The organism is Streptomyces aidingensis, from assembly GCF_900112355.1.
Lineage (GTDB): Bacteria > Actinomycetota > Actinomycetes > Streptomycetales > Streptomycetaceae > Streptomyces > Streptomyces aidingensis.
The window spans coordinates 42,564-66,359 of the sequence record NZ_FOLM01000002.1 but is presented as its reverse complement, the minus strand read 5'-3'; the positions used below and the strand labels follow the sequence as shown (position 1 = coordinate 66,359).

The window sequence follows — 23,796 nt, the reverse complement described above, 5'->3', positions numbered from 1 at the left end:
CCGGCGACGCCGCCGCCCCCGGCCGCGGCGGGCCGGCGGCGGCCCGGGGAACGCGGGGAGGGCCGGCGATGAATCTGGCACCCCAGACCTACTGGGCGGACCAGGTGTGGACCGGCGGCGCGGTCCGGGCCGGGGTGGTGATCGCCACCGACCGGGCCGGGCGCATCTCGTCCGTGCGCAGCGGCGTCCCCGACCCTCCGGTCGGCGCCGTCTCGCTGCGCGGACTGACCATCCCGGGGCTGGCCAACGCCCACAGCCACGCCTTCCACCGCGCGCTGCGCGGCGTCTCCCAGGCCCGGGACACCACCGGGGGCGGCGCCCACGGCTCCTTCTGGACCTGGCGCGAGACCATGTACGCCGTCGCCGAACGGCTCACCCCGGACAGCTATTTCGAGCTGGCCCGCGCCGTCTACGCCGAGATGGCCATGGCCGGCATCACCACCGTGGGCGAGTTCCACTATCTGCATCACGCCCCCGGCGGTCTGCGCTACCGCGACCCCAACGCCATGGGCGAGGCGCTGATCGCCGCCGCCACCGAGGCAGGCATCCGCATCACCCTGCTCGACACCTGCTATCTGGCCGGCGGCTTCGGCCGCCCCCCGATCGGCCCCCAGCTCCGCTTCTCCGACGGCACCGCCGACACCTGGGCCGAACGCGCCGCCGCCCTGGCCCCCAGCGCCACCAGCCGCATCGGCGCCGCCGTGCACTCGGTGCGCGCCGTGCCCGCGGAACAGCTCGCCACCGTGGCCGAATGGGCCCGGGAGCGCTCCGCGCCGCTGCACGTCCACCTCTCCGAGCAGCCCCGGGAGAACGAGGAGTGCCTGGCGGCGCACGGCCGGACCCCCACCCGGCTGCTGGCCGACCACGGCCTGCTCGGCCCCGGCACCACCGCCGTGCACGCCACCCATCCCACCGAGGCGGACATCGGCCTGCTGGGCGGCAGCGCCACGGCCGTCTGCCTGTGCCCCTCCACCGAACGCGATCTCGCCGACGGGATCGGCCCCGGCGCCGCGCTGCGCGACGCGGGCAGCCCCGTCTGCCTGGGCAGCGACAGCCACGCCATGATCGATCTCCTCGCCGAGACCCGGGCCGTGGAGCTGGGCGAGCGGATGCGCACCCGGCGGCGCGGCCACTGGTCGGCGGACGCCCTGCTGGCCGCCGCCACCGAGCACGGCCAGGCCGCCCTGGGCTGGCCGGACGCCGGGCGCCTGGAACCGGGCGCGCCGGCCGACTTCACCACGGTGGCGCTGGACAGCGTGCGCACCGCGGGGCCGCCGGTGGCGCTGGCCGCCGAGACGGTGATCTTCGCCGCCACCGCGGCCGACGTCCGGCACACCGTGGTGGCCGGGCGGCATGTCGTCCGGGACGGGGTGCATCAGACGGTGCCGCATGTGGCCGCCAGCCTGGCCGAGGCCATCGCCCCGCTGTGCACGCCGTGAGGCCGGTGCGGACGGCAGGGTGAGCAGGGTGAGCAGGGTGAGCAGGGGGAGTGAGGACGGAGAGGACGGAGAGGACGGGGCTGTGACCGCCAGGACGACTCTGATCAGCAATATCGCAAGTCTGGTCACCAATGATCCCTCCCTGGGCGCGGGCCCGCTCGGCACGATCCCGGACGCCGCCGTCGTCATCGAGGACGACCGCGTCGCCTGGGCCGGTCCGACCAGTAGAGCACCCGCTACTGACAGTCATCATGACGCGGGCGGCCGGACCGCCGTCCCCGGCTTTGTCGACTCCCACTCCCATCTGCTGTTCGCCGGCGAGCGCGGCCAGGAGTTCGCCGACCGGATGGCCGGCCGCCACTACACCGCCGGCGGCATCCGCACCACCGTCGCCGCCACCCGCGCGGCCACCGGCCACCAGCTCGCCCGCACCCTCGACCGCCACCTCGCCGAGATGCTGCGCCAGGGCACCACCACCGCCGAGACCAAGTCCGGCTACGGCCTGACCGTGGAGGACGAGGCCCGCGCCCTGAAAGTGGCCGCCGAACGCACCGAGGAGGTCACCTTCCTCGGCGCCCATGTGGTCGCCCCCGAGTTCACCGAGGCTCCCGACCGCTATGTGGAGCTGGTCACCGGCCCGATGCTGGACGCCTGCGCCCCGCACGCCCGCTGGATCGACGTCTTCTGCGAGAAGGGCGCCTTCGACGGCGACCAGGCCCGCGCGGTGCTCACCGCCGGGCGGCGGCGCGGTCTGCTCCCCCGCATCCACGCCAACCAGCTCAGCTACGGTCCCGGCGTGCAGCTCGCCGTGGAACTCGGCGCCGCCTCCGCCGACCACTGCACCCACCTCACCGACGCCGATGTGGACGCCCTCGCCCAGGCCGCCGGCGGCCCGGAGCCGACCGTGGCCACCCTGCTGCCCGGCTGCGAGTTCTCCACCCGGTCCCGCTACCCGGACGCCCGCCGGCTGCTGGACGCCGGGGCCGTGGTGGCGCTCGCCACCGACTGCAACCCCGGCTCCTCCTACACCAGTTCGCTGCCGTTCTGCATCGCCCTGGCGGTGCGCGAGATGGGCATGACGCCGGACGAGGCGCTGTGGGCGGCCACCGCGGGCGGGGCGGCGGCGCTGCGCCGCTCCGACATCGGGCGGCTCGCGCCGGGCACCCGCGCCGATCTGGTGCTGCTGGACGCCCCGTCCCCGCTGCATCTGGCCTACCGGCCGGGGGTGCCGCTGGTGACCGATGTGTGGCGGCGCGGACGCCATCTGATCCACCGCTGACCACCGCCCGGCCGGGGCGGCGCGGGGAAACGGGTGGTGGCGGTCGCCCGGCCTCTGCGAGAGTGCCGGGAGAATTCCGGCGTGGCAGGGCAGGGGGCGGTGTGACATGACCGGGCAGGCACCGGAACGGCAGCAGGAACAAGAACAGCAACAAGAAGAGCAACAAGAAGAGCAACAAGAAGGGGAGCGGGACGGGGCGGGCGCCGCCGGCCTGGTGGCGGCCCCGGTCACGACGCAGCCCCCCGGCCCCGGCCCCGGGCTGGGCGGGGCGTTCTGGAAGCTGTGGACCGCGTCCACCGTCTCCAAGATCGGCGACGGCGTGGTGCTGATCGCCATCCCCTGGCTGACCACCGAACTCACCAGCAGCGCCCTTCTGGTCGCCCTGATGGGCGTGGCGGTACGGCTGCCCTGGCTGCTGTTCAGCCTTCCGGCGGGCGTCTGGGCGGACCGCGTGGACCGCCGCCTGCTGATGCTGGGCGTCAATCTGCTGCGTGCCGCCGTGGTCCTGGTCACCGGCCTGCTGGTCTGGGCCGATGCCATCACCCTGCCGCTGCTGTTCGCCGTCGCGCTGGCGCTGGGCTGCTGCGAGGTGGTCTTCGACAACACCAGTCAGGTGCTGCTGCCCTCGGTGGTGGACCGCAAGCGGCTGGAGGCGGCGAACGGACGGCTGATGGGTGCCCAGATGGTGCTCGGCGAGTTTGTCGGCCGCCCGGTCACCGGGGTGCTGATCGGCGTGGGGCTGGCCCTGCCGTTCTTCTTCGACGCCGTCTCGGCGCTGGTGTCGGTGCTGGTGCTGCTGGCCGTCCGCGGCTCCTTCCGGGCCGGGCGCGGGGACGGACGCGGACCGCGGCCGGCGGACGCCGGCGCCGGGCCGCCGCCGCCCCGGCGGCCGATGCGCGCCGAGATCGCCGAGGGCATGCGCTGGCTGTGGTCCCACCCCCTGCTGCGCCCGCTGGCCATCGCCCTGGCCTGGTCCAACGCCATGAGCGCCGCCGCCTTCTCGATCTTCATCCTCTACGCGAAGGAGATCCTGGGCCTGGGGGCCGCGGCGTTCGCGCTGCTGTCCGCCTGCGGGGCGCTGGGCGGCTTCCTCGGCAGCTTCTTCGCCGCCCGGGTCAGCCGCCGGATCGGCCCGTCGCGCTGTCTGCTGCTGGCCACCGTGGTCTTCGCCGTGGACCATCTCACCATCGGGGCGACCTCCACCGTCTGGCTGGTGGCCGCCGCCTCGGTGCTGGCCGGGATGGCCGTGGTGCTGTGGAACGTGATCACCGTCTCGCTGCGCCAGACCCTGGTCCCGGACGGGCTGCTCGGCCGGGTCAACAGTTGCTACCGGCTGCTGGGCTGGGGCTGCATGCCGATCGGTATGGCGCTGGGCGGCGCGCTGGTGACCGCGGTGGAGCACACCGCCGGACGGGAGGCCGCGCTGCGCGCCCCGTTCCTGACCGTGACCGTGCTCTCCCTCGGCCTGATGTGGTTCATGCGGCGCCGGCTCAACGCCGCCGCCATCCGGCGCGCCCTGGAGGCCCCGGCCGCCCCGGCCGCCCCGGCCGCTTCCTGAGCGCCGCCCGGCCGGGGACGGGAGGGATCAGGAGGGGTCCGCGGCCCATCTGCGGGCGTAGTCGAGCTCCTCGCCGGACAGCGCGTCGCCCGCCGCCATCAGCCGCGGGCGCAGCTCCGGCTCGGTGGTCCGGGCGCGGAAGAAGAAGGCCACCGACACCTCGTGGTCCGGCCGGTGCAGCACCTCGATCCGGTCCCCGGCCCGGATCTCGCCCGGCTCGATCACCCGGAAGTACGCCCCGGGGGCGGCGGCCCGGGTGAACCGCTTCACCCAGGCCTGCTCCTGGAGCCAGCCCGCGAAGGTCCGGCACGGGATGCGCGGCGAGGCGGCCTGGAGCACCAGGTCCGGGCCGATCCGCCAGCGCTCGCCGATCCGCACCTCGCTGACGTCGATGCCCTGGGTGGTGAGGTTCTCGCCGAAGACGCCGCCCGGCAGCTCCCGGCCCAGTTCCCGCTGCCAGCGGTCCAGGTCTTCCCGGGCGTAGGCGTAGACCGCCTGCTCGTCCCCGCCATGGTGGCGCAGGTCACCGATGAAGTCGCCGGCCAGGCCGCTGCCGCCGGTGCCCTTGGGGCCCGGCGCGGTGACCGCCACCGGCCCGTTCACCGGGCGCTTGCCGATGCCGGTCATCCCGCCGTCCGCGTCGGTGTGCTCGCTGGCGCGCGCGGTACCGATGTTGACCGACAGCACCCGCGCGGTGACGGGTGCGGCGGCCGGGGAACCCTCTTGGGGAGATCGCAGCATGGCCTCACCCTAACGAACGTCCCGGCCTGGCCGGACGGGTGAACGGGCGGCCCGGTCGCCGCCGGGCTGCCGGACGGGGCCGTGGCGCGGCGGCAGACTCGGCGTCGGGCCCCGCCCGCCGCGCACCGTCCGCTCCGCCCCGCCCGAGGGAGGACCGTTGGCCCGTCAGCCGCTGCTCGCCGCCGCCGCCGTGGCGCTGCTCGCCGTGGCCGCCGCCGTCGCCCCGACCGCCGCCGCCGGTGAACAGCAGCAGCCGGACGGCGGGACCGGGGGCCGGATGCTGCTCACCCTCAGCGGGCGCGGCAAGGCACTGTCCTGGATCCGCTGGGTGGAGCTGGACTGCCCGCCGCGGGGCGCGGCGGCGCAGCGGTCCGGGTCCGGGGCGCCGGCCGTCCACCCGGACCCGGCGCGGGCCTGCGCCGATCTGGACGGCGCGGGCGGTGAGCTGCGCCGGATGCCCCGGGGGGACCAGCCCTGCACCCGCGAATACGACCCGGTGACGGCGTCCGCCACCGGGTCGTGGCACGGCCGGCCGGTGGCCTGGCACGAGACCTTCGGCAACACCTGTGAGATGCACAGCCGCACCGGCGCGGTGTTCGCCTTCTGAGCCCCGCCGCGCGGCCGGGCCGCGGCGCCCCTGAGCGGGCTCCGGCACCGGCCCCGGCCTGTGCCGCCTGGTCCTCGGAGCCCTGACCCGGTCTCAGGACTCGGAGGACCGTGCGGACCGGGATCGGCGAGGGCCGGTGCCGGCGGCGGTCATTCCTCCACCAGCAGGCTGCGGCGCAGTCTGCTCAGCGTGCGGGCGAGCAGCCGCGAGACATGCATCTGGGAGATGCCCAGCTCCTCGCCGATCTGCGACTGCGTCATGTTGGCCACGAAGCGCAGCGAGAGAATCGTGCGGTCGCGCGGCGCGAGCTGCGCGATCAGCGGCTTGAGCGACTCGATGTACTCGATGCCCTCAAGACCGTGGTCCTCGTAGCCGATCCGGTCGGCGAGGGCGCCCTCGGCGTCGTCCTCCTCGGGCTGGGCGTCCAGCGAGCTGGCCGTGTAGGCGTTGGCCGCGGCCATGCCCTCGACCACCTCGTCCTCGCTCAGGCCGAGCCGTTCGGCGAGTTCGGCCACGGTCGGGGCGCGGTCCAGCCGCTGGGACAGCTCGTCGCCCGCCTTGGCCAGATCCAGGCGGAGTTCCTGGAGCCGCCGCGGCACCCGCACGGACCAGGAGGTGTCGCGGAAGAAGCGCTTGATCTCGCCGATGATGGTCGGCATCGCGAAGGTGGGGAACTCGACGCCGCGGTCGGGCTCGAACCGGTCGATCGCCTTGATCAGACCTATGGTGCCCACCTGGATGATGTCCTCCATCGGCTCGCTGCGGGAGCGGAACCGCGAGGCCGCGAACTTCACCAGGGCGAGGTTGAGTTCCACCAGCGTGTTACGGACGTAGGAGAACTCGTGAGTGCCCTCCTCCAGCGTCCGCAGCCGTTCGAAAAGGCTCTTGGACAGCTCCCGGGCGTCCCAGGGCGCGACCTCGTCGTAGGGCGGGATCTCGGCGAGCTCCTCGCGCAGCGCGTCCATCGCCGGGGCGGAGGGGGTGAGGCGGTGGTGAGGTGTGGGGGATGTGTGGGGATCGGCGTCGGTTCGGTTGGGATGGGGGGCGGGTGACATGGAAAGGTGTCCTCCGTTGTGGTTCGGCTTACGGCCGCCGAAGCCGTCGTCAGTCTGTGCTCCGCCGGTACGGCGCCTCCCTCGCTGGTTTCCGGGTGCTCTGTTGTCTGCCGTGCGCGGAATTCCTGCTATTCGATTCAGTGCCCGGCATCGGGGAAGATGATCCCCGGTGGCGTGCGGACAAGCCCGCCGGATGCCGTGCCTTCTTCTAGCCCTACCCGGGATCACCTCGGCAAGGCAAGTCCGCTATGTCCGAATTCAGATTGATGTCAGCGTTGTTCGGGTACTCGGCCTCCACCCAAAGGGCTATGGTTCGAACCTAGTCAGCAAGCTGTACAGAACTGAAGGGGGCTGCATGGACCGCGGCGGCCAGCCGGAAAGCGCCCACCGGCGTCGGTTCACGGTTGATGCACGCCGCCTCCCGCCGATCGCCGTTGTCGAGCCACAGGGTGAACTCGATCACCATTCCGCGGAGATGTTGCGTGTATCACTTCACGCCTGCGTCACGGGCGGCTGTCCGTGGATTGTGGTCGATTGCGCACGGCTCGATTTCTGCGATTCCACCGGTCTGAACGCGCTGCTCGCCGCGCGCCTGGAGGCCGAGGCCGCGGGCGGCGGGGTGCACCTCGCCGCGCCGCAGCCCCGGGTCGCCCGGCTGCTGGAGATCACCGGAGCCGGCATGGTCTTCACCCTGCACGACAGCCTGGCGGCCGCGCTCGCCGCGGTCCCCGGCAACCGGGCCTGACCGGCGCCGCCCGGGCCCGCGGCCGCACACCGGCACCGCCACCGGTCCCGGCGCCACGGGCCGTGTGACCACTTTGCGGCAGAGGGTTACGCGGGTCACACTATGGCGCACAGATGGCAGGTGTCCCAGCCGGTTATCAGGGCAGGAGTTCTGGCACATCCGACGCCGGGGACATCCGAATCCCGGCACGGTGCCCGTGACGGCCCCCGGCGGGGCCGGTGGCAGGGCCGGTACCCGGCGTTCCGCGGCCGGGCGGGCGTCCGGCACGGGCCGACTGGACCACTGGATCACCGGGCCATGGGGCCGAGGGGAGGCGAAGGCGCATGGGCGCGATGGCGCAGCCGTTCCCTCCGGGCGGCGAGGGCGCCGGGCCGCGCGGCCCGCGGCCCGCCCCCGTGCCTCCGGCCGCGGCGGCCGGTGGCGGCGGTACGGGCGGTACGGCCGATGCGCCCGGCCAGGTCCGTCGGCTGCGGCTGTCCGGCATCAGCGGCACGGTGGCCCGCGCCCGGGAATTCGCCCGGGAGGCGCTGTACGACTGGGGCTGGCTGCCGGCCGCCGACGACGAGCGGCGGGCCGCCGCCGAGGACGCCCTGCTGATCGTCTCCGAGCTGGTCACCAACGCCTGCCTGCACACCGCCGGCCCGCGCGAGCTGCGGCTGCGCCGGGGCCCCCGCCGGACGCTGCGGATCGAGGTCAGCGACGCGGGCGGCGGCACCCCCGCGCCCCTGGCCGGCCGGCGGCCCGGCCGTCCCGGCGGCCATGGCATGTTCATCGTCGAACGCCTCTCCCGGGACTGGGGTGTCATCGAGGACTCCCGGCCTTCCGGGGCCGGGGTCCCGGAGCTGCCGGTCCGTCCCGCGGCGGCGCCCGGGGAGGCCCCCGCCGGTGCGGCCGGGGGCACGGCCGGGAAAACGGTCTGGGCCGAGCTGACAGCCGCCCCCTGACCGCTTCCGCGCTCCCCCCGCCGCGCCGCGAGCGCGGAGCGCGCCTCATCCGCCTCCCTGTGGTGCTGCGCGCACCTCACCGCCGCGGACGCCGATCACCGGCATCCGGCGTCTACCATCAGCCCATGACCCGAGTACTGCTCGCCGAGGACGACGCATCCATCTCGGAGCCGCTGGCCCGAGCGCTGCGACGCGAAGGCTACGAGGTGGAGGTACGCGAGGACGGCCCGGGCGCGCTCCGCGCCGGGCTGCGCGGCGACGTCGATCTGGTCGTCCTGGATCTGGGCCTGCCCGGCATGGACGGCCTGGAGGTCTGCCGCCGGCTGCGCACCGAGGGTCTGGGACTGCCCGTGCTGGTGCTCACCGCCCGCGCCGACGAGGTGGACACCGTGGTCGGCCTGGACGCGGGCGCCGACGACTATGTCACCAAGCCGTTCCGGCTCGCCGAACTGCTCGCCCGGGTCCGTGCGCTGCTGCGCCGGGGCACCGCCGAGCACGCCCCGGCGCCCGCGGTGCACGGCATCCGGATCGACATCGAGTCCCACCGCGCCTGGCTCGGGGACGAGGAGCTCCACCTCACCGCGAAGGAGTTCGATCTGCTGCGGGTGCTGGTGCGGGACGCCGGCCGGGTGGTCACCCGGGAGCAGCTGATGCGGGAGGTCTGGGACACCACCTGGTGGTCGTCCACCAAGACCCTGGACATGCACATCTCCTGGCTGCGCAAGAAGCTCGGGGACGACGCCGGCAACCCGCGCTACATCGCCACCGTGCGCGGCGTCGGCTTCCGCTTCGAGAAGGGGTGAGACCGCCCCGCCGTGCGCCGCCGTCTGATCAATTCCACCCTGGCCGTCGTTCTGGTGGTCATCGCCGTCTTCGGCATCTCCATGGTGCTGGTGGAGACCCGGGCCATCGACGCCAGCGCCCGGGACCGGCTCCAGTCCGAGGCCGCCCGGCTGGTCACCGAGGTGGAGAGCCGGCTGGTGTCCGGCCGCCCGGTCACCCCGGAGAGCATGGCGGAACTGGTCCAGCCCGAGCGGCAGGTGGTCATCGAACTCGACGGCGAGGAGCCGTTCACGGTGGGGGAGGAGCCCAGTGGCGCGGTGCTGGAGGCCACCGAGCGGGGCACCCGGGGCGAGACCGTCACCGTCCGGCAGGACGGCTCCGTGGTGAGCGACGAGGTGGGCCGCTCGCTGCTGATCATCCTGGCGGTGACCGCGATCACCATCGCCTCGGCCGCGGTGATGGCGCTGCGCCAGGCCCGGCGGCTGGCGACCCCGCTGACCGACCTGGCCGAGTCCGCCGAGCGGCTGGGCTCCGGCGATCCGCGCCCCCGCCACCGCCGCTACGGGGTGGAGGAGCTGGACCGGGTGGCCGATGTGCTGGACGCCAGTTCGGAGCGCATCCACCGGATGATCACCGCCGAGCGGCGGCTGGCCGCCGATGCCTCGCACCAGCTCCGCACCCCGCTCACCGCGCTCTCCATGCGGCTTGAGGAGATCATCGCCACCGACGATCTGGAGACCGTCAAGGAGGAGGCCTCCATCGCGCTGAACCAGGTGGAGCGGCTGACCGATGTGGTGCAGCGGCTGCTCACCAATTCCCGGGAGCGCCGGATGGAGTCGGCGGTCGGTTTCGACCTGGACGAGATCGTGCTCCAGCAGATCGAGGAGTGGCGGCCGGCCTACCGGGCCCGGGGACGGGTGATCGTGCACTCCGGCAAGCCGGGACTGCGCGCGGTCGGCACCCCGGGGGCGGTGGCCCAGGTGCTGGCGGCGCTGGTGGAGAACGCGCTGATGCACGGCGGCGGCACGGTGGCGATCCGGACCAGGACGGCGGGCAACCAGGTGGTGGTGGAGGTCACCGACGCCGGCCGCGGGGTGCCGCCCTCGCTCGGCTCCCGGGTCTTCGAACGGTCGGTGAGCGGCCGGAACTCCACCGGGCTGGGGCTGGCGGTGGCCCGCGACCTGGCCGAGGCGGACGGCGGCCGGCTGGAGCTGCGCCAGCTCAGGCCCCCGGTCTTCGCCCTCTTCCTCAGCCGTGCCCAGGACGACGAGCCCCCGGCCCAGACCTAGGCCGGGGGGCTATGCGGCACGGCGGGCGGAGCCGGCCGGTGCCGCGGGGTCCGCGGCATCCGCGGGCCCCGCCGGTCCGGTGCGGCGGCCCTCCGGCGCGGCGGCGGTCACCGCGTGCCGGGTGCGGGCGCCGTGGAACACCCAGGTGCGGTAGGACCAGAACCGGAACAGCGAGCCGATGCCCAGGCCCACCACGTTCTTGGCGATGTTGTCGGCCAGCGGCGAGGTCAGGTCCAGGCCGTAGTGCGAGATCGCCAGCACGCCGTTCTCCAGCAGCATTCCGGCGCCGGAGAACAGCAGGAACCGCCCGGCCTCGCGGCGCCGCCCGCTCTTGTCCGCGTGCCGGTAGGTCCAGTGGCGGTTGCCCAGGTAGTTGGTGGTGATGGCGGCCGAGGTGGCCAGCACCCCCGACTGGAGCGGCCCCAGCCCGGCGGCCTGCGCCGCCAGATTGAACACCGCCACGTTCACCAGGAAGCCGAGGGCGCCGACCGTGCCGAATTTGGCCGCCTCGCGCAGCAGCCCGCGCAGCCGGGCGCGGAGCGTGCGGGGTCCGGCCGTGCCGGTCGCCGTGCCAGTCGCCATGCCGGCCATGCTAAGCCGACGGCCCGTACGGCCGTCCGGTTACGCCGTACGGGCCGGGCCGCCGGGTGACCGGCCGCCCGGCCCGTGGACCGGCCGCCGCACCGCTGACCCGGGCCGATACCCTTGAGTCCGTGACATTCCCGGTAGTCGGCATGGTCGGCGGCGGCCAGCTCGCCCGCATGACCCATGAGGCGGGCATCCCGCTCGGCATCAGATTCAAGCTGCTCAGTGACACTCCGCAGGACTCGGCCGCGCAGGCGGTGCAGAACGTCGTGGTGGGCGACTACCGCGATCTGGACACCCTGCTCGCCTTCGCCGAGGGCTGCGATGTGATCACCTTCGACCACGAGCATGTGCCCACCGAGCATCTGCATGCCCTGCGGGCCGAGGGCCATGCGATCCGGCCCGGCCCCGAGGCGCTGGTGTACGCGCAGGACAAGGGGCTGATGCGGGCCCGGCTGACCGAGCTGGGCGTGGCCTGCCCCCGGCACCGGCTGGTCACCGGCCCGGCCGATGTGTCCCGGTTCGCCGCGGAGGGCGGCGCCGCCTCCGGCTCCGGCTACCCGGTGGTGCTGAAGACCGTGCGCGGCGGCTACGACGGCAAGGGCGTGTGGGTGGTCCGCTCCGAGGCCGAGGCGGCCGGTCCGTTCCGGGCCGGGGTGCCGGTGCTGGCCGAGGAGATGGTGCCGTTCACCCGGGAGCTGGCCGCCAATGTGGTGCGCTCGCCGCACGGCCAGGCCGTGGCCTATCCGGTGGTGGAGTCGGTGCAGGTGGACGGGGTCTGCGACACCGTGATCGCGCCCGCCCCCGGGCTGCCGGAGGAGCGTGCGACGCAGGCCCAGGAGCTGGCCCTGACGGTGGCCGCGGAGCTGGGCGTGGTGGGGCATCTCGCGGTCGAGCTGTTCGAGACCCCGGACGGCCGGGTGCTGGTGAACGAGCTGGCGATGCGTCCGCACAACTCCGGGCACTGGACCCAGGACGGCGCCGTCACCTCGCAGTTCGCCAACCATCTGCGGGCCGTGCTGGACCTGCCGCTGGGCGATCCGCGCCCGCGGGCGCCGTGGACCGTGATGGCCAATGTGCTGGGCGGCGACTACCCGGACATGTACCAGGGGTATCTGCACTGCATGGCCCGCGATCCGCAGCTCAAGATCCATATGTATGGCAAGGACGTCAAGCCCGGCCGCAAGGTGGGCCATGTCAACGTCTACGGCGACGATCTGGCGGAGGTCCGCGCCCGCGCCCGCCATGCCGCCGACTACCTGCGAGGGACCATCACCGAATGACCGCAGCAGCAGCGTCCTCGTCCTCGTCCTCGTTGTCGTCCTCGTCCTCGTCGTCGTCCTCGCCGGCTCCGCTGGTCGGCATCGTCATGGGCTCGGACAGCGACTGGCCGGTGATGGAGGCCGCCGCCGGGGCACTGGCGGAGTTCGAGGTCCCCTACGAGGTGGACGTGGTCTCCGCGCACCGCATGCCGCGCGAGATGGTGGCCTACGGCGAGCAGGCGGCCGGCCGCGGCCTGAAGGCGGTCATCGCCGGGGCGGGCGGCGCCGCCCATCTGCCGGGCATGCTGGCCGCGGTCACCGAGCTTCCGGTGATCGGGGTGCCGGTGCCGCTGAAGTATCTGGACGGCATGGATTCCCTGCTGTCCATCGTGCAGATGCCGGCCGGGGTGCCGGTGGCCACGGTCTCGGTGGCCGGTGCCCGCAACGCCGGTCTGCTGGCCGTGCGCATGCTGGCCGCGCACGATCCGGGGCTGCGGCAGCGGATGCGGGAGTTCCAGGAGCGGCTCAGGGAGCAGGCGACGGAGAAGGGACGGCGGCTGCGCGCCAGGGCGGCCGGCCGGTGAGCCCCGGACCGGGCCCCGGCCCCGGCCCCGGTTCCGGTACGGAGCCCGGGCCGGGCGTGCTGGCGCGGGCCCGGCGGCTGCTGGCCGCGCACCCGGTCTTCGACGGCCACAACGATCTGCCGTGGGCGCTGCGCGAGCAGGTCGGCTACGACCTCGGCCGGCGGGATCTCGCCCGGGACCAGAGCGCCTGCCTGCACACCGATCTGCCCCGGCTGCGGGCCGGCGGGGTCGGCGCGCAGTTCTGGTCCGTCTATGTCCGGGCCTCGCCGGGCGGGGACGCGGCGGTGACCGCCTGTCTGGAGCAGATCGACGCGGTGCGGATGCTGGCCGCCCGCTACCCGGACGCGCTGCGCCTGGCCACCACCGCCGACGAGGTGGCGGCGGCGCGCGCGGCGGGCCGGATCGCCTCGCTGATGGGCGCCGAGGGCGGGCACTGCATCAACAACTCCCTCGGCACGCTGCGTTCCCTGTACGCCCTCGGGGTGCGCTATCTGACCCTTACTCACAACACCAACACCGACTGGGCGGACTCGGCCACCGACGAGCCGGTGCACGGCGGGCTGAACCGGTTCGGCGAGGAGGTGGTGCGGGAGATGAACCGGCTCGGCATGCTGGTCGATCTCTCGCATGTCGCACCGGACACCATGCGGGACGCGCTGCGGGTCACCGAGGCACCGGTGCTCTTCTCGCACTCCTCGGCCCGCGCGGTCTGCGACCACCCCCGCAACGTCCCGGACGACGTGCTGGCCCGGCTGGCCGGAAACGGCGGGGTGGCGATGGCGACCTTTGTGCCGAAGTTCGTGCTGCCGGCGGCGGTGGAGTGGACCGCGCGGGCCGAGCGGAACCTGCGGGCGCACGGCATGGATCCGCTGGCCACCACGCCCGAGGCGATGCGGGTGCAGCGGCGGTTCGAGGCGGAGCATCCGCGGCCGGTGGCCACGGTGGCGGATGTCGCCGGCCATCTGGACCATATGCGGGAAGTGGCGGGAATCGACCACATCGGCATCGGCGGGGATTTCGACGGCACGGCGTTTCTGCCCCGAGGGCTGGCAAGCGTGGCCGGATATCCGCTGCTGGTGGCCGAACTGCTGCGCCGGCGGTGGTCGGAGGCGGAACTCGCAAAGCTCACCTGGCGGAACGCGGTACGTGTGCTGGGCGATGCCGAGCAGACCGGCCGGGCCCTGCAAAAGCGGCGCGGGCCCTCGTTGGCCACGAGGGAATCGGTCGCCGCCCCTCAGGGGTAAAACGGACATCACGGACTATTGCTTAAATTCGCCGCAGGGGCCGGTGGTTGGGTGACCGATGTCACGCCGCCGGGGGTTTCGGGGAAGATCGCTCCGCATCCTGGCTTTCGTCCGAATTGCCCCTCGGGTCAACTCGCCTTCCCCGCCCGGGCATTGTCAATATGATCCGAATATCCATTGTCGCACTCCGAGTTCGCGCGATGCCGCCGTGTCACTCATGTCGTTCATGACAATTCCCGGTTACGGGAAAATCACGAGAGTTTTCTTGTGTTCCGGGAATTCACCGGCTTAGTGTTCTGGCGCGCCGCAGACGCGGTGTGCCGCCACCGGACGCCGAATCCTGTCACCGGTGGCGGACCGAGCAGCAATTCCGTCTGACAGGAGCGGGGGACCCACTTCTGCCGGCCACCACACCGGCTCGGGGTGAAGCCGTCTGCCGAATTCGCCGCGCACGCGCGCGGCCGGACCGGCCGGCGGCCGGGCACCTTTCCGGCCCGAACCCGACAGCTCACCTCGCAGGCGTCGGAGAGGAGCTTCCCCATGCCCGGACGCGGACGCCATCGCCGCCCCCGCAACAGCCGCATGTCCCGTATCTCCCTGATGCTCACCGCCGGCGGCGCGGGCGTCGCCCTGCCGCTGGTCGCGGCCGGCACCGCGAGCGCGGCGCCGGCACCCGCCGCCGCCCAGGCCACCGCCGTCACGGTCCCGGAGACCGCCGCCGGAGCGCATGTCGCCGCCCTGCTCCAGCAGGCCGCCGCCGCGCAGCAGTCCGCCGACGACCGGGCCGGCCACCACACGGTGAAGACCGGCGACACCCTGTTCAAGATCGCCAAGGCGCATGACGTGGACGGCGGCTGGCTCGCCCTCTACGACGTCAACCAGAAGGTGATCGGCGACAACCCGAACCTCATCCACCCGGGCCAGAAGCTGTCGCTGAAGACCGGGAGCGCGAGCGGCAGCGGTTCCGCCGCCTCGGGCAAGGCCGAGCGGACCTCGGACGGCGGTGACAGCGGTGACGGCGGCATCGTCATCGAGCTGACCGAGGTGCCCGCGGCCGAGGCCCCCGCGGAGCAGCCCGCCCCGCCGGCCGAGCAGCCGGCCCCCGAGCAGCCGGCCCCCGAGCAGCCGGCCGCCGAGGCGCCCGCCGCGGAGGAGCCGACCGCCGAGCAGTCGGCCGCGGCCTCCGGCTACACCGCCCCGGTGGACGCCCCGATCACCACCGCCTACCGGGTCACCGGCGCCATGTGGGCCAGCGGCTACCACACCGGTGTGGACTTCAACGCCGGTGCGGGCACCTCGGTCAAGGCCGTCTCCAGCGGCACCGTGGTCTCGGCCGGCTGGGGCGGCTCGTACGGCAACGAGGTGATCATCCAGCACGAGGACGGTCACTACAGCCAGTACGCCCACCTGTCCGCCATCTCGGTCAGCGCGGGCCAGTCGGTCACCGTCGGCCAGGAGATCGGCCTGGTCGGCACCACCGGCAACAGCACCGGCCCGCATCTGCACTTCGAGATCCGGACCGGCACCAGCTACGGCACCGACATCGACCCGGTGGCCTACCTCCGGACCAACGGCGTCACCGTCTGACCCCGGCAGGGGAACGGCCGCGGGCGGCCCGTCCCGCGCATCGCGCGGGGCGGGCCGCCCGCCGTTTCCTCCGCACCGCGCCGCCGCCGGCCTCAGCGGCTGAGCGAGCGGTAGCGGTGCAGCGCCAGCGGTGCGAAGACGGCGATCAGCAGCAGCGGCCAGGCCACCGCGAGCGGCAGCGCGTGCTCCGCGGCCCAGGAGGTGCCCGCGTGCCCGGGGTTGCCGAACAGCTCCCGGACGGCGGCCACCGTCGCCGACAGCGGGTTCCACTCCGCCACCGCGCCCAGCCAGCCCGGCATCAGCTCCGGGGCGACAAAGACGTTGGACAGCGCGGTCAGCGGGAAGGCCAGCGGGAAGACGATGACGCCCACGGTGTCCGGATTCCGCACCACCAGCCCGAGCCAGATCCCCGTCCGGGTGATGGCCGCGCGCAGCAGCAGCACCAGGCCGAGGGCCGCCAGGGCGTTGCCGATTCCCCGGTGCCACTGCCAGCCGACCAGCAGACCGCATCCCACCAGCACCGCCAGCTCCAGCAGGGCGCGCAGCAGATCGGCGGCGCTGCGGCCGGTCAGCAGCGCGGAGCGGGCCACCGGCATCGACCGGAAGCGGTCCACCACCCCCCGCCCGGTGTCCAGCGAGACGGCGGTGGCGGTGGCGCCCATTCCGTAGAGCATGGTCATCGCGAACACCCCCGGAAGCAGGAACTCCCGGTAGCCGCCGTCACCGGGCACCTGCATGCCGCTGCCGAAGACATAGCCGAAGACCAGCACGAACATGACCGGCAGCGAGAAGTAGACGCCGATCTCCTCGGGCGAGCGGACCAGATGCGTCATATTGCGCAGGGTCAGCACCCAGCCGTCGGCGGCGGCGTCCCGCAGCCGGGACCGCCGCACCGGGCGCTCCGCCGCCATGGTGAGCGCCCCGCTCATGCCGCCGCTCATGCCGCCGCCCGGCCGGTGAGCGCCAGGAACGCCTCGTCCAGGGTGGGGCGGCGGGTGCCGATGTCCTCGGCCGCCAGGCCCGCCTGGTGCAGCGCCCGGACCACCTCGGTCAGCGCGGCGACCCGGTCCGCCACCGGCGCCCCGGCCAGCCGCCGGTCCGGGTCGGTGACCGGCGGGCCGTCCCCGGCCCGGGCGAGGATCTCCGCCACCGCCGGCAGATCCGCGGCGTGCCGCACCACCACCTCGATCCGGTCCCCGCCGGTCCGGGCCTTGAGCTGGTCCGCGGTGCCCTCGGCCACGATCCGCCCGGCGTCCAGCACCGAGATGCGGTCGGCGAGCTGGTCGGCCTCCTCCAGGTACTGGGTGGTGAGCAGCACCGTGGTGCCCTGGGCGACCAGCGCCCGCACCGCGTCCCAGACCTGGTTGCGGCTGCGCGGGTCGAGGCCGGTGGTGGGCTCGTCCAGGAACAGCACCTCGGGGGTGCGGATCATGGCGGCGGCCAGGTCCAGCCGGCGCCGCATGCCGCCGGAGTACTGGGCGGCGGACTTTCCGGCCGCTCCGGCCAGGCCGAACCGGTCCAGCAGTTCGTCCGCCCGGCGGCGGGCCGCCCCGGCCCTCAGCTTGAACAGCCGGCCGAACATCACCAGGTTCTGCCGTCCGCTCAGGGTTTCGTCCACGGCGGCGTACTGGCCGGTGAGGCCGATCAGCTCGCGCACCCGCTCCGGGCGGCGGGCCACGTCGTGCCCGCAGACGGTGGCCCGCCCGGCGTCGAAGCGCAGCAGGGTGGCCAGGCAGCGCACGGCCGTGGTCTTGCCCGCGCCGTTGGGCCCCAGCAGCCCGTGCACCGTTCCGCGTGCCGCCCGCAGCTCCAGGCCGTCCAGCGCCGCCGTTCCGCGGTAGCGCTTGTCCAGCCCCTCGGCCGTGACCGCGAGCGTCCCCTCCGCCCTTCCCATGCCGCCTCCCAAGGCCCCCGGGTACCCAAACTGTGTATGTCATAAACTACTCTCTACACCATACACAGTTCTAGGATGTGGTCAACCGACCGGTGGCACCAGGCTGAGGAGGGACATGGCCGAGGGGCGAACCGCCGCCCGGCGCGGACCGGAGCACACGCTGGAACTGCTGTGGCGCACCCGGCAGCCGGGCAGCCGGGGACCCCGCGGCAGCCTCACCCTCGATGAGATCGTCCGGACCGCCATGGAGATCGCGGACGCCGAAGGCATCGCGGGCCTGTCCATGCGCAAGGTGGCCGAGCGGTTCGGTCTGACCACCATGTCGCTCTACCGGTATGTCCCGGGCAAGGACGAACTGCTTGAGCTGATGTTCGACGCGGCGGCCGGGCAGCCGGACACCGCGCGGTGGCCCGAGGACTGGCGGGGCGGCCTGGCCGCCTTCGCCCGCGGCAGCCGGGCGGTACTGCTGGCCCGCCCCTGGACCATGGACATCCCGATCAGCGGACCGCCCATGGGGCCGAACAACCTGGCCTGGATGGAGGCCGGCCTGTCCCGGATGAACGGCACCCCGCTCACCGAGGAGGACATGGTGGGCGTGCTGATGATCCTCAGCGGCTATGTGCTCGGCCAGACCAGGCTGGAACGCTCCATGGACCAGGCCTTCGACCGTACCGGGGTCTCCTACGAGGAAGCGGGCCGGGTCTACGGCCGGCTGATGACCGAGGTGGTCCGGGACGGCCGTTTCCCCACCCTGGCCCGGATCATCCGGGCGGGCGTCTTCGAGAGCGGACAGCAGGACGCCGAGGACGATTTCGCATACGGCCTGGACTTCGTCCTGGACGGTGTGGCCGTCATGATCCGCGACCGCGAGGCGGCCGGCGGCTGAGCCGCGGCCGGACGGCCGCCCCCGCCGGGGGAGGGGCGGGAACGGCCGGCCGGGCGCGGCTCAGGTCAGGGGCGGATCAGGGAAGGTTGCGGGCCATCACGATCCGCTGGATCTGGTTCGTGCCCTCGTAGATCTGGGTGCTTGACGGATAACACGCCGCTGACCTGCGCGAAGACTCCTTCCGTGGGGTGCCTCCCCAGGATTCCCCCATGATCACTACCGTCACGAGACGCAGAAGGGGAGCCTCCGTCCTCCGGAGGCTCCCCGAGTCGTTCCGCTCTTGAGTGACCGGACGAACGGCTCAGGCCGTGCCCAGGTCGCCGTTCTTGACCGCAGCGACGAATCCGGCCCAGCCGACTGGAGAGACGCTGAGGTGCGGGCCGCGCGGGTCCTTGCTGTCGCGGACGGGAACGACGCCATGGGCCGCAGCGTGCTTCGGCGCCCACTCGATGCACTCACCGCCGTTGCTCTGGCTGTAGGTGGAGCTTGTCCAGTCCGGGGTTTCGGGAAGGTCGGCGTGCGTCATGAGTAACAGTCCTTCGCAATGGATTGGATCAGCTCTGCGGTCTCGTCCGGCGGTGCGGCCATGGCCACGAGCAGATCATAGGCTTCCTGGGCTTCCGCCACGTCGTCAGGTTCCGCCAGCACGTAGCCCCGTGGGAACCCGTCTACGTGCACCACGTCAGCACCCTCGTTGAAGGACAGGAGGCCGAACGGGCTCACGACGAGATTGTTGACCTTGCGCTCAGGAACAATCTGGACGCGATGACGGGGGGTCTCCGCAAGCTCACGCAAGTGATCCAGTTGAGCCCGCATGAGCTGTGACTCTCCTACCGGGTTCCGAAGCGCCGCCTCGTTGAGCACCAGCCACAGCCGGGCGGGGTTGTCGTCCCGGCTGAGAATGCGTTGCCGCTCGATTCGGGCCGTGACGAGATCTTCAAGGTTGGTGGGTCGGGCCGTGCGCAAGACTGCCTCGGCGTAGTCCCGGGTCTGGACGATCCCCGGTAGAAGCTTCGGGTTGAACATCCGCACCAAGGTCGCCTTCTGCTCCAGCTCCACGTACGGCCGGAACCACGGCGGGTAGGCGTACCGGATGACAAGCGGCCAGAGCCGCACGAACCTGCCGTTGGAGTGCGGGAACACCCGGTCGCACGCTTCGGCGAAGCTCAGGGGCGGCACTCTGTCGCCGCTTTCGATCTTGGCGACGAGGGAGTAGCCACAGTGGGCTTCCTTCCCAAGGTCAGCCCGCGACAGGCCCAATCGCTCCCGCTCCAGCTTGACTTCGTTCCCGAAATGCTTGAGCGGCGAGGCACTGGGGTCTGACGCGTCATCGGACACGGTTTCGATCGTCATACGAAGTCCCTGGAGATCCTTGGACAGTTGGGACTGTCCAGGCTGGCTGCCTGTTGAACGCACGGCCCCCCGGTGATGGTGGGAGTACACAACGTAAGTACCCGCCCCGCAAGAGGGACGAACAAGACGGCGTACGGAGTGGCAGGCATGACGACCCCCGAGCAGCAGTCGGCAGACGACGAGATCGAGGACGCCGAGGCGGTCTGTGACGAACTGGAAGACGTGCTGACGGTCCTTGGCATCAAGCTTCCGTCGCTCTGCGTGGACATCGGTCCCAGTGCGCCGTTCGTGGCCTGTCCTCCCTTGGTCGAGCTGGGCCGTTGCAACGTGGAGACGGCCCGCGCTCTGGCGGCGGCTCTCCGGGGCAGTGCGGCTGTGGAGGTGACACGGTGACCGAACAGCCCCACGCGCCCGCCACGGAGCACGACGACACCGAGACAGCGGCCGACGACGCGACCCCCACCCTGGCGGAGCTGAACGCGCGGCACGAGGCGCTGAACGCTCGCATCACGGACCACTTCAACCGGTTGAGGGGGCAGTGATGCGGGAGGTGTACGGGGTGCGCCGGTTCGTCATGGAGGCGGATGTGGAGCCGGACGCGGAGCCGTCCACGGTAGCGATGCAGTGTGCCGTGTGCGGGGAGTCCAGCCCGGCCGTAGAGCTGCCCCGGCAGCACGCGCCCGGCGCGCGGGAGGTGGCCCGGCGGTCGGCGGCGGGGTGGGTGCGCCAGCACCGGGACAGCAACCGGGAGCACTTCACCTACCGCCTGGTGGAGACCCACCCCTACCGGCTGGTTCCCGGGGGTTGGCTGTGACGACGGTCCATGACGGCTACTGGTGCGAGACGGTGGCGCGGAGCCCGGAGGCGGAGGGGGAATGGATACTCGGCGGCTACCGGGCGAGCACGCCCCGTCTGGCCTTGCGATGGATGCGGAGCCAGGCCCGCCGCCTGGCTGGCGCTCTGGACCCGCTTCCCGACCGTGGCCCGTTCCCGCCGGGCAGCCTGCGGCAGGTCGGGCCGCACGGACCGAACCCGGGGCGGATCTTCCGTGAGTGGGCGGCCGATCTCCGGTTTCAGGAGGTGCAGTTGGCGGCCCTGGTGACCGGTCGGCATATCAGCGTCAACGCGGGCGGCCCGGACCACGTATGGGGGCGGTGTGACGCGGACGTCTATTACTCCCTGTCGTGCCGGCCGATCGCCCTCGACTTCCTGACCGACTGGAGATTAGTAGAACCGCAGCAAGCGCACGCCTGACAGACTCCCGCCCCCTGCCGGGGAGGAAACCGCACATCTCCCACGGCACGGCCCCCAGCAGGGGGCGGGTCAAGCTTCCGGCTCGGACAGAGCGGGAAGGAAGAGCACTTCCCATCACCGAAGAGAAGGGGAAGAAATGCACACAGCAACGCTCGAAGATCAGACCGGGGCGGGTATGGCTCTGGACCGGCCGGAAAGCCGGTTCGCCCTTGACCGGGGAACAGCTCCGGCGCTTCCCGATCTGACCGACAACACGGGTCCTGCCCCGCTGGCCTTCCGGTTCCTCACGGCGGTCACGGAGTCGGGCGGCATCCTGCCGGATGACATCGAGTACGACGAGGAGACGCAGACCGGCACGTACGAGGGACTTCCGCCGGGTGTCTTCATGACGAAGAACCCGCCGAAGACGTACGGCCCGACTCAGCCGTCAGGGCAGATGGACGCGCCCGACGACCCGGGGCCGAGTGACGACTAATGGACGAAGCCGGAACAGTCCTCGTGCTGGCGGGTCGCTTTGACCCAACGGCGGATCTGGTGATTGAGGAGCTGAACCGGCGTGCCGTGCCCGTCTTCCGGGCTGACATGGCAGAGTTTCCGCTGAGGCTGGCACTGTCCGCCAGCCTCAGCGGGGACGGCTGGCACGGCACGCTCAGTACAAGCCGCCGGACGCTGGACTTGGCGGCGGTTCGCTCCGTCTACTACCGCAGACCCACCCGTCCGAAGTTTCCGGAGGGCATGTCATCAGAAGCCCGAAAGGTGGCTGAGCGGGAAGCGCGTTTGGGCTTCGGTGGTCTGCTCGCCGCCCTCCCCTGCCGATGGCTGCCCCCGCCGGGCAAGGCCGCTGACGCTGAGTACAAACCTCTTCAGCTTCGTATCGCTGCCGAATCGGGGCTGAGTGTGCCGCGAACGCTCATCACCAACAATCCCAGTGCGGCACAGCAATTCTCGGAAGCGGTGGCGGGTGCTGTGATCTATAAGCCCTTCTCTCACGTCCGGGGTGTCATCGACGAGCACACGGCGGCCGTTTACACCAGCATCGTCAGTCCTGAAGACCTCTCTCATGCTGATATCGCCACAACGGCCCATCTCTTTCAAGAATGGGTTCCAAAGGCATACGAAGTGAGGCTTACGGCGGTCGGAGGCAGAGTCTTCGCTGCCGAGATTCACGCGGATTCCGATGCTGGGCATATTGACTGGAGGAGCGACTATGAGAGCCACAGCTATGCAGTATGTGATCCTCCAGTGTCAGTGACGGCTGGAGTTCTGCGGATGCTGCAACGACTAGAATTGCCCTACGGTGCCTTCGACTTCGCCATCACGCCCGATGGCGACTGGCGCTTTCTGGAAGTAAACCCAAGTGGCCAGTTCGGGTTCGTGGAACAAGCAACCGGTCTACCCATCACGGCCGCAATCGCTGACTACCTGGAAGGAAAAGGACTGTGACTCTACCTGTCGAGGAAGACCCACAGTACATTGAGGCCCGCGTGCGTCTGGTGCAGAGGATGGATCAAGGAGGCGTCGTTCTTCCCTCGCGCCTCGCGGAAGCATTCCTGAACACGCCTCGCCATCCTTTCGTTCCCGTCTTCTACCGCAGGGAGGCCGACCAGTTCATTCCGTGGCGCAGTTCAAACGGCGATGCTTCCGCCTGGTTGGCCCAGGTGTACGCGGATGACTCGCTCATCACCGAAGTGGACGGCGTACATGCCGAAGAGGCGGGACCAAGCGCTGTCGTGGGTGTCCCCACGTCGTCTTCGACGGCCCCAAGTCTCATGGCCGATATGCTTGACGCCCTCGATCTGCGCGAGGGAACGCGCGTCTTGGAAGTGGGTACCGGTACCGGATACAACGCGGCGTTGCTCTGTCATCTGGCAGGGGCAGAGAACGTGACCACGGTAGACCACTCTGCTGGCCTGACAAGCGCGGCGCAGGAGCGGCTTAACGCACTGGGGCTGCACCCACACGTTGCCCGCGAAGACGGGGCGAAAGGCTTTCCCGCACGTGCCCCCTTCGACAGAATCATTGCCACCTGTTCAGTGCGCAGAATTCCGAACTCCTGGTTCGACCAGTGCGCAACGGGCGGCCTCATGGTCGTGCCGATCAAGGGGACCCTGGCCGGAGGAATGCTAGCCCGGCTCAAGAAACTGCCGGATGGCGCCGCAGCCGGTCACATCCTGCACACACCTGCGGCCTTCATGCCGCTCCTCTCTGGTGAGGATTCACCGTCGGAAGCCCCGGAACCAGTGAGTCGAGAGACCCGAGAATCGAAGCTTTCCGGTAGCGTGCTGGACGACTGGACATTTTCTTTCTTCGCCCAGCTTCACATGGACCCGAGCGCACGCCGTGAGTACCGCCGAGAGCCGGACGGCACACACATCACGACACTATTTGATGCCCGGGACGGCTCATGTACCCGCGTGGCCGACGAACCAGAAGGACCCGGCGCACAGGTCCATGTGTCAGGCCCCCGAGACCTGTGGGCACCCATCGAAAGGGCCCACGAGACGTGGCTAGCCCTCAACAGGCCCCGCCGCGAATGGTTCACCATCACCGCCAGTCCGGATGGTCAGGCCATCACGTACACAGACCCAAGCGGCAAGGTGCATCAATGGGCTTTGTGACGTAATCGAATCCGCCGCGCGGATGGCCTGCCTTTCCGTCGTTCGTCTATTCAAGAACCGCGTGCTGGTTCCCTTCCTGATCGCCAAAC

General features: G+C 71.8%; 27 protein-coding genes and 1 riboswitch. Of the genes, 20 read left to right on the top strand and 7 right to left on the bottom strand.

The genetic code is table 11. The features are described 5' to 3' along the window. Positions 1-68 precede the first annotated feature (68 nt). From BM242_RS04840 to BM242_RS04830, 3 genes are all read left to right on the top strand, one after another. The gene (locus tag BM242_RS04840; RefSeq protein ID WP_093837407.1) at positions 69-1,439 is read left to right on the top strand and encodes a formimidoylglutamate deiminase; all 1,371 of its coding nucleotides are present in this window, start codon (positions 69-71) and stop codon (positions 1,437-1,439) included. 37 nt (positions 1,440-1,476) lie between these two features. After that, positions 1,477-2,718 (top strand): imidazolonepropionase, encoded by a 1,242-nt coding sequence (hutI, locus tag BM242_RS04835; protein WP_425443809.1) that lies wholly within the window; start codon positions 1,477-1,479, stop codon positions 2,716-2,718. 106 nt (positions 2,719-2,824) lie between these two features. After that, on the top strand, positions 2,825-4,276 hold the full coding sequence (locus BM242_RS04830; protein WP_093837405.1) for an MFS transporter: 1,452 nt from the start codon (positions 2,825-2,827) through the stop codon (positions 4,274-4,276). Positions 4,277-4,303: 27 nt separating this feature from the next. Here BM242_RS04830 and BM242_RS04825 read toward each other — a convergent pair whose 3' ends face one another. Further along, the gene (locus BM242_RS04825; protein WP_093837404.1) at positions 4,304-5,017 is read right to left on the bottom strand and encodes an MOSC domain-containing protein; all 714 of its coding nucleotides are present in this window, start codon (positions 5,015-5,017) and stop codon (positions 4,304-4,306) included. A gap of 157 nt (positions 5,018-5,174) precedes the next feature. Here BM242_RS04825 and BM242_RS04820 point away from each other — a divergent pair, with 157 nt between their 5' ends. Then, positions 5,175-5,624: an SSI family serine proteinase inhibitor gene (locus tag BM242_RS04820; RefSeq protein WP_245833834.1), complete on the top strand. Its 450-nt coding sequence runs from the start codon at positions 5,175-5,177 to the stop codon at positions 5,622-5,624. Positions 5,625-5,773: 149 nt separating this feature from the next. On the opposite strand, the gene BM242_RS04815 is transcribed toward BM242_RS04820, so the two are convergent. Next, positions 5,774-6,679 (bottom strand): RNA polymerase sigma factor SigF, encoded by a 906-nt coding sequence (locus BM242_RS04815; RefSeq protein WP_093837403.1) that lies wholly within the window; start codon positions 6,677-6,679, stop codon positions 5,774-5,776. A 355-nt stretch (positions 6,680-7,034) separates the two neighbouring features. On the opposite strand from BM242_RS04815, the gene BM242_RS04810 reads away from it, so the two are divergent. The 4 genes from BM242_RS04810 (at position 7,035) to BM242_RS04795 (ending at position 10,440) form a co-directional block, all read left to right on the top strand. Continuing rightward, on the top strand, positions 7,035-7,424 hold the full coding sequence (locus BM242_RS04810) for an STAS domain-containing protein (RefSeq protein WP_093837402.1): 390 nt from the start codon (positions 7,035-7,037) through the stop codon (positions 7,422-7,424). Positions 7,425-7,747: 323 nt separating this feature from the next. Continuing rightward, positions 7,748-8,368: an ATP-binding protein gene (locus BM242_RS04805; RefSeq protein WP_245833833.1), complete on the top strand. Its 621-nt coding sequence runs from the start codon at positions 7,748-7,750 to the stop codon at positions 8,366-8,368. A 125-nt stretch (positions 8,369-8,493) separates the two neighbouring features. Continuing rightward, positions 8,494-9,171, top strand: coding sequence for a response regulator transcription factor (locus BM242_RS04800; protein WP_093837401.1), 678 nt, complete (start codon positions 8,494-8,496; stop codon positions 9,169-9,171). Between the two features lie 12 nt (positions 9,172-9,183). Continuing rightward, a complete protein-coding gene (locus tag BM242_RS04795) occupies positions 9,184-10,440 on the top strand; it encodes an ATP-binding protein (protein ID WP_093837400.1) in 1,257 nt (418 codons plus the stop codon). Between the two features lie 9 nt (positions 10,441-10,449). Here BM242_RS04795 and BM242_RS04790 read toward each other — a convergent pair whose 3' ends face one another. Next, positions 10,450-11,022: a GtrA family protein gene (locus tag BM242_RS04790; RefSeq protein WP_093837812.1), complete on the bottom strand. Its 573-nt coding sequence runs from the start codon at positions 11,020-11,022 to the stop codon at positions 10,450-10,452. A 131-nt stretch (positions 11,023-11,153) separates the two neighbouring features. Between BM242_RS04790 and BM242_RS04785 the strand changes: the two genes are divergently transcribed. The 4 genes from BM242_RS04785 to BM242_RS04770 all read left to right on the top strand — a co-directional run bounded on the left by BM242_RS04785 (position 11,154) and on the right by BM242_RS04770 (position 15,702). Then, entirely contained in the window at positions 11,154-12,308 is a 1,155-nt protein-coding gene (locus BM242_RS04785; RefSeq protein WP_093837811.1) for a 5-(carboxyamino)imidazole ribonucleotide synthase, read from the top strand. Positions 12,309-12,394: 86 nt separating this feature from the next. Next, positions 12,395-12,871, top strand: coding sequence for a 5-(carboxyamino)imidazole ribonucleotide mutase (gene purE / locus BM242_RS04780; protein WP_175541297.1), 477 nt, complete (start codon positions 12,395-12,397; stop codon positions 12,869-12,871). A 56-nt stretch (positions 12,872-12,927) separates the two neighbouring features. Next, a complete protein-coding gene (locus tag BM242_RS04775; protein ID WP_093837398.1) occupies positions 12,928-14,115 on the top strand; it encodes a dipeptidase in 1,188 nt (395 codons plus the stop codon). Positions 14,116-14,465: 350 nt separating this feature from the next. Beyond that, a riboswitch (cyclic di-AMP (ydaO/yuaA leader) is annotated at positions 14,466-14,652 on the top strand. A 3-nt stretch (positions 14,653-14,655) separates the two neighbouring features. Continuing rightward, positions 14,656-15,702, top strand: coding sequence for a M23 family metallopeptidase (locus BM242_RS04770; protein WP_093837397.1), 1,047 nt, complete (start codon positions 14,656-14,658; stop codon positions 15,700-15,702). A 92-nt stretch (positions 15,703-15,794) separates the two neighbouring features. Here the strand turns inward: BM242_RS04770 and BM242_RS04765 are convergent, their stop codons facing one another. Then, positions 15,795-16,631, bottom strand: coding sequence for an ABC transporter permease (locus BM242_RS04765; RefSeq protein WP_093837396.1), 837 nt, complete (start codon positions 16,629-16,631; stop codon positions 15,795-15,797). 8 nt (positions 16,632-16,639) lie between these two features. Continuing rightward, positions 16,640-17,596 carry an ATP-binding cassette domain-containing protein gene (locus BM242_RS04760; protein ID WP_093837395.1) on the bottom strand — a complete coding sequence of 319 codons (957 nt, stop codon included), beginning with the start codon at positions 17,594-17,596 and terminating at the stop codon, positions 16,640-16,642. A 115-nt stretch (positions 17,597-17,711) separates the two neighbouring features. Between BM242_RS04760 and BM242_RS04755 the strand changes: the two genes are divergently transcribed. Continuing rightward, positions 17,712-18,482: a TetR/AcrR family transcriptional regulator gene (locus tag BM242_RS04755; protein ID WP_175541271.1), complete on the top strand. Its 771-nt coding sequence runs from the start codon at positions 17,712-17,714 to the stop codon at positions 18,480-18,482. 301 nt (positions 18,483-18,783) lie between these two features. Here BM242_RS04755 and BM242_RS04750 read toward each other — a convergent pair whose 3' ends face one another. Both BM242_RS04750 and BM242_RS04745 read right to left on the bottom strand, forming a co-directional pair. Further along, entirely contained in the window at positions 18,784-19,008 is a 225-nt protein-coding gene (locus tag BM242_RS04750) for a DUF397 domain-containing protein (RefSeq protein ID WP_093837393.1), read from the bottom strand. Next, positions 19,005-19,835, bottom strand: a complete 831-nt coding sequence (locus tag BM242_RS04745) for a helix-turn-helix domain-containing protein (RefSeq protein ID WP_093837392.1) — start codon at positions 19,833-19,835, stop codon at positions 19,005-19,007. The genes BM242_RS04750 and BM242_RS04745 overlap by 4 nt, the downstream gene beginning before the upstream one ends. A gap of 147 nt (positions 19,836-19,982) precedes the next feature. Between BM242_RS04745 and BM242_RS04740 the strand changes: the two genes are divergently transcribed. From BM242_RS04740 to BM242_RS04715, 7 genes are all read left to right on the top strand, one after another. Next, positions 19,983-20,228, top strand: a complete 246-nt coding sequence (locus BM242_RS04740; RefSeq protein ID WP_093837391.1) for a hypothetical protein — start codon at positions 19,983-19,985, stop codon at positions 20,226-20,228. Continuing rightward, complete coding sequence (locus BM242_RS29205; protein WP_175541270.1) at positions 20,225-20,377, top strand: hypothetical protein; 153 nt, start codon at positions 20,225-20,227, stop codon at positions 20,375-20,377. Before BM242_RS04740 ends, BM242_RS29205 begins: the two co-directional genes overlap by 4 nt. Then, positions 20,377-20,649: a DUF7848 domain-containing protein gene (locus tag BM242_RS04735; RefSeq protein WP_093837390.1), complete on the top strand. Its 273-nt coding sequence runs from the start codon at positions 20,377-20,379 to the stop codon at positions 20,647-20,649. Before BM242_RS29205 ends, BM242_RS04735 begins: the two co-directional genes overlap by 1 nt. Continuing rightward, a complete protein-coding gene (locus BM242_RS04730; RefSeq protein WP_093837389.1) occupies positions 20,646-21,089 on the top strand; it encodes a hypothetical protein in 444 nt (147 codons plus the stop codon). The genes BM242_RS04735 and BM242_RS04730 overlap by 4 nt, the downstream gene beginning before the upstream one ends. A gap of 136 nt (positions 21,090-21,225) precedes the next feature. Then, entirely contained in the window at positions 21,226-21,564 is a 339-nt protein-coding gene (locus tag BM242_RS04725; protein WP_245833832.1) for a hypothetical protein, read from the top strand. Next, a complete protein-coding gene (gene tgmB / locus BM242_RS04720) occupies positions 21,564-22,532 on the top strand; it encodes an ATP-grasp ribosomal peptide maturase (RefSeq protein ID WP_093837388.1) in 969 nt (322 codons plus the stop codon). The genes BM242_RS04725 and tgmB overlap by 1 nt, the downstream gene beginning before the upstream one ends. Next, positions 22,529-23,707, top strand: a complete 1,179-nt coding sequence (locus tag BM242_RS04715; protein WP_245833831.1) for a methyltransferase domain-containing protein — start codon at positions 22,529-22,531, stop codon at positions 23,705-23,707. Before tgmB ends, BM242_RS04715 begins: the two co-directional genes overlap by 4 nt. The last annotated feature ends 89 nt before the right edge of the window (positions 23,708-23,796 follow it).